Raw genomic sequence first — 3,766 nt, forward strand, 5'->3', positions numbered from 1 at the left:
ATGATCGGCTGGACGGCCTTCGCCGTCTGCCTCCTGGGCTACGGCGCCTTTACAGCCATCGTCATCCTGAACCGGACCGGCCAGCTGGAGATGCGCGAGGCCCTGATCTTCGGCGGTCCGGCCGCCGTCGCCGGAGAGATCGGCCTGTGGGTCGCCGCGGGCTGCCTGGGCTGGTCCCTGTTCAAGCGGCGCAAGGCCCTGTTCGACCGGGTCTTCCGCAAAGGCGCGCGCGCGGTTTGACGCCGGCCGCTGGCCCGCCTAGGGAATCGATCCCGCCGCTTCTGCAGTTCCGAGATCGCGCCATGCCGCCCCGTCACCCCGACGCCATCATCCCGCCGCCGGAAGACATCGTGGTCCCGACGAAACGGGTCGCGTGCGACGGCGGCGGCGGAGCCCTGGGCCACCCCCTCGTCTATATGGACATGGGCGGGGACGACTTCGTCGAATGCGCCTATTGCGACCGCCGCTTCGTGCTGAGCGCCCATCCGAAGCCCGAGAACGAATACTTCAGCCCCGCCGCCCGGCCCCCCGAGGCGCACTAGTCGTCCCGGGCGGGCGGCGCCGGCATCAGGTCGCCGAACGGGGCCGCATCCTCCAGCGCCCGCATGAAGGACGGCCGCGCCATCAGCCGCCTGTGCCAGGCCTTCAGCCGCGGCCGGTCGCCGAACGGAACCAGCCGCCGGGCGTAGGTCAGGATCGGCGCGGCGCAGCAGTCGGCCAGGGTGAAGCTCGCGCCCGCGCCCCACGTCCGCCCGTCGGACAGCCGGTCTTCCAGCCAGTCCCACGCGCTCGCCAGAACAGCTTCGTCCTGGGCGTCGCCGTAAGGGTCCTCGTTTCCGGCCGGGCGGAATTTGCGCGGGATGATGCGGTTCATGGGCCCGCCCACATAGGTGTCGACGATCCGGTCGATGAGCCGCGCCTCGAGCGCCGCCTCCGGGTCAGCGGGGATCAGGCGGCCCCCGCCCGCCAGCCGGTCCAGGTAGTCGATGACGATGCTGGATTCGACGAGGCGGCGCTCGCCGTCGACGAGGACCGGCATCTTGCCGAAAGGCGAGACCGCCCGGAACGCGGCCATGCTCGCCTCGTCATTGGCGTCGACCAGCCGGAGTTCGAAGGGCAGGCCCAGTTCGTACAGGGCCACGGACGCCTTCTGGCCGTAGGCGGCGTAGGGATGGGAGTAGAGCTGCAGGGGCATGGTCAGCGCTTGTCCTTTGCAACGCGGTTCAGGATCAGATGGGTGGCCCGTTCGCCCGCCGTGCTGGAGACGACCTCGTAGCCGAGGGCCGGCAGGTCCAGACCCTGCCACAGCGGTTCTCCGCGGCCCAGAAGCACCGGTGAGACGGCGACGTGGAGCTCGTCGATCAGACCGGCCGTCAGGTATTGGCGGATGGTTTCGGCGCCGCCGCCAATACGGACATCCTTGTCGCCGGCCAGCGCCCGCGCTTTCTCCAGTGCGGCCTCGATGCCGCCTGTCTCGAAGTGAAAGACGGTGCCGCCCTTCATCTCGATCGGGTCGCGGGCGTGGCGGGTCAGCACCATGACGGGCACATGATAGGGCGGCTCTTCACCCCACCAGCCCTTCCATCCGTCGTCGGGCCAGCCGCCCCGGCTGGGCGCGAACATGTTACGCCCCAGGATCCAGGCGCCCATGCCCTCCATGCTGCGGCGGGCGAAGCCGTCGTCCACGCCGGTCTCGCCTTTCGACTCGCCGAAGAGGGTCTGGAAGGTCGTGGTCGGATAGAACCAGTGATGCAGCCGCTCGCCGCCGACGCCGAGAGGGTGTTCGAGGCTCTGGTCCGGGCCCGCGCCGAAACCGTCGACCGAAACGCTGTAGGCGTTGACGCGCACCTTGCCGGTCATGCGCGGCTCTCCAGCTCGCGGCCCAGGGCTTCCAGCATTTCGGCGCAACCCTCTTCCCGCATGCGGATGTCGTCGGCCCCTTCGAGGAAGGCGCCCTGCTCGGTGTAGATCAGGCGGGCGCCGGACCCGTCGGCGACCAGTTCCGTCGTCGCGAGCGAGGCCGAGGCTCTCTGCTTCCCGTCGCCTTTCACGCGGCCCATGACATAGGAGAGGACGATCCGCCGGTCGGGAACGATGTCGAGATAGGCGGTGTCGTTGAACCAGGTGTCGTTGCTCTCGTCGCCGAAGCGGAAGCGGCCTGTGAAGCCGCCGCCGACCCGGAAGTCCTGCACCCATTCATGGATGGTCCAGTTCTCGCTCTCGGCGAACCAGCGGCGGAAGGCGTCGGGGTCGGAATGGGCGCGGAAGACGCGGGCGGGCGAGGCGTCGTAGCGGCGCTCGACCACGAAGGTCCCGTGCGCGACGCACGGGCGGGCGGCGGCGGTCATTTCGGAAACTCCTCTTCGTCCCGGGTTTCGTCGAGAAAGGCGCCCAGCCGGTCGAGACTGCGTTCGACGGTCTGACGGCGGTCGTTGATCCAGCGCTCGGCGGCGCCGAGCGCCCGGGGGTCGACGCGGCAGGTGCGGATCCGGCCCGTCTTCTCGGAGGCGACCAGGCCGGACGCCTCGAGAATCTTCAGATGCTGCACGACCGCCGACATCGACATCGGCAGGGGCGCGGCCAGTTCACTGACCGAGGCGGGGCCGCGCGACAATCGTTCGACCATCGCCCGGCGGGTCGGGTCGGACAGCGCCCGGAAAGCCAGATCAAGCGACGGTTGATGCTGAAGCATTCACTTAAGTATCAAACAGGAAGGCTCTACGCAAGCGCGCTCAAACACGGATAACGGGGCGTTAATCGGCTCGGCGCAGGCTGGAGTTCAGAGGTTTTTCCGGAGGCGTCATGTCCACGATGCAGACCGGCGGCTACCGCCGCCAGCGCGATCATTTCGAGCCCCAGGACGCCGATCCGGCGGAACAGCGGCGCGTGCGCGGCCTGCTGGAGAAGATCGACTATTCGGCCTTCATCGCCAACCGCGAGATCATCGGCCAGATGCTGCCGAAGATCGACGCGCCGACCTTCCAGAAGCTGGCGATCATGACCGCCACGGCGCGCGGCAAATGGGTGGCCGAGAGCCTGCGGCAGTCGGAGTCGGGCGCGCCGTCGACGGCCGACCAGATCGCCCGCCTGACCTCGGCGCGCACGGCCTATGAGGAACTGGCCGAGGCCTATGAGGGTCTGCGCCGGATGGTCGAGCGCGGCTATATCGCCATCCGCTAGGGTTGGGCCTGGCCCACGGGCTGGGGCCGGGTCGCGATCGGCGCGTCGGGATCGGTCGGAGGCGGTTCCGCCTCGGTCGGAGCCGGGCCGGCCGGCTGGACAGGCGCGATCTCGATCAGGGGCGCGGTGGTGATCGCGGGCGGCGGCGCGACGGGCGGCGGCGTCACGCGGGCGGGCGCGGCGGCGGCCGCGCGCGGCGTTTCGGGACGGGTCGCGGCAGGGGCGGGACGGTTCGCCGGCGCGGTCGAGGCCGGCGTCGGAGCAGGCTCGGGCGTCGCTGCGGCCGGTGCGGAGGCGAACGCTGCCGGGCCTGCCGGCGCCGCCGCAGCATCGACCGGCGCGACAGGGGCGGCGGTCTCGATCGCGGCAGGGGCCGGAGCGGGCGGGCGCGTCATGAACCAGCCGGCCGCTGCAATGAGCACGACCGCGGCGACGGCGACGCCGCCGTAAAGGGCGGTGCGGCCCGAAGCCTTGCCGCGGGCGCTCGCCGCTTCCAGGGTCGAGCCGACGGGCGCGGAGACCCAGATCTTCGCGCGCTCCAACGAGGATGCGATCGACGCCATGTTGCGCGACCGGATCGCCGTCC

Annotated in this window: 8 protein-coding genes; 3 read left to right on the forward strand and 5 right to left on the reverse strand. The window is 70.5% G+C overall.

Annotated elements, in window-relative coordinates:
- On the forward strand, positions 1 to 240 hold a 240-nt coding region (locus tag V6M42_RS14760; protein WP_332679192.1), incomplete at its 5' end, for a hypothetical protein.
- 62 nt (positions 241 to 302) lie between these two features.
- Positions 303 to 542, forward strand: a complete 240-nt coding sequence (locus tag V6M42_RS14765; protein WP_332657855.1) for a zinc-finger domain-containing protein — start codon at positions 303 to 305, stop codon at positions 540 to 542.
- On the opposite strand, the gene V6M42_RS14770 is transcribed toward V6M42_RS14765, so the two are convergent.
- From V6M42_RS14770 to V6M42_RS14785, 4 genes are read right to left on the reverse strand one after another with little or no spacing between them, the layout of a single operon-like run.
- The gene (locus tag V6M42_RS14770) at positions 539 to 1,195 is read right to left on the reverse strand and encodes a glutathione S-transferase family protein (RefSeq protein WP_332679193.1); all 657 of its coding nucleotides are present in this window, start codon (positions 1,193 to 1,195) and stop codon (positions 539 to 541) included. The two genes, V6M42_RS14765 and V6M42_RS14770, sit on opposite strands and share 4 nt — an antisense overlap.
- A 2-nt stretch (positions 1,196 to 1,197) precedes the next feature.
- The gene (locus V6M42_RS14775) at positions 1,198 to 1,860 is read right to left on the reverse strand and encodes a dihydrofolate reductase family protein (protein WP_332679194.1); all 663 of its coding nucleotides are present in this window, start codon (positions 1,858 to 1,860) and stop codon (positions 1,198 to 1,200) included.
- Positions 1,857 to 2,348, reverse strand: a complete 492-nt coding sequence (locus V6M42_RS14780; protein ID WP_332679195.1) for an SRPBCC family protein — start codon at positions 2,346 to 2,348, stop codon at positions 1,857 to 1,859. The genes V6M42_RS14775 and V6M42_RS14780 overlap by 4 nt, the downstream gene beginning before the upstream one ends.
- Positions 2,345 to 2,692, reverse strand: coding sequence for an ArsR/SmtB family transcription factor (locus tag V6M42_RS14785; RefSeq protein ID WP_332679196.1), 348 nt, complete (start codon positions 2,690 to 2,692; stop codon positions 2,345 to 2,347). Before V6M42_RS14785 ends, V6M42_RS14780 begins: the two co-directional genes overlap by 4 nt.
- Before the next feature lie 110 nt (positions 2,693 to 2,802).
- Here V6M42_RS14785 and V6M42_RS14790 point away from each other — a divergent pair, with 110 nt between their 5' ends.
- On the forward strand, positions 2,803 to 3,180 hold the full coding sequence (locus tag V6M42_RS14790) for a hypothetical protein (protein WP_332657860.1): 378 nt from the start codon (positions 2,803 to 2,805) through the stop codon (positions 3,178 to 3,180).
- On the opposite strand, the gene V6M42_RS14795 is transcribed toward V6M42_RS14790, so the two are convergent.
- On the reverse strand, positions 3,177 to 3,766 hold a 590-nt coding region (locus tag V6M42_RS14795), incomplete at its 5' end, for a hypothetical protein (protein ID WP_332679198.1). The two genes, V6M42_RS14790 and V6M42_RS14795, sit on opposite strands and share 4 nt — an antisense overlap.

The sequence above is a fragment of the Brevundimonas sp. genome (genome assembly GCF_036677305.1).
GTDB lineage: Bacteria > Pseudomonadota > Alphaproteobacteria > Caulobacterales > Caulobacteraceae > Brevundimonas.

Excerpts from the sequence above, each read along its gene's own strand:
- V6M42_RS14765 (WP_332657855.1), top strand. The coding sequence starts at position 303 with ATGCCGCCCCGTCACCCCGACGCCATCATCCCGCCGCCGGAAGACATC.
- V6M42_RS14770 (WP_332679193.1), bottom strand. The coding sequence starts at position 1,195 with ATGCCCCTGCAGCTCTACTCCCATCCCTACGCCGCCTACGGCCAGAAG.
- V6M42_RS14775 (WP_332679194.1), bottom strand. The coding sequence starts at position 1,860 with ATGACCGGCAAGGTGCGCGTCAACGCCTACAGCGTTTCGGTCGACGGT.
- V6M42_RS14780 (WP_332679195.1), bottom strand. The coding sequence starts at position 2,348 with ATGACCGCCGCCGCCCGCCCGTGCGTCGCGCACGGGACCTTCGTGGTC.
- V6M42_RS14785 (WP_332679196.1), bottom strand. The coding sequence starts at position 2,692 with ATGCTTCAGCATCAACCGTCGCTTGATCTGGCTTTCCGGGCGCTGTCC.
- V6M42_RS14790 (WP_332657860.1), top strand. The coding sequence starts at position 2,803 with ATGTCCACGATGCAGACCGGCGGCTACCGCCGCCAGCGCGATCATTTC.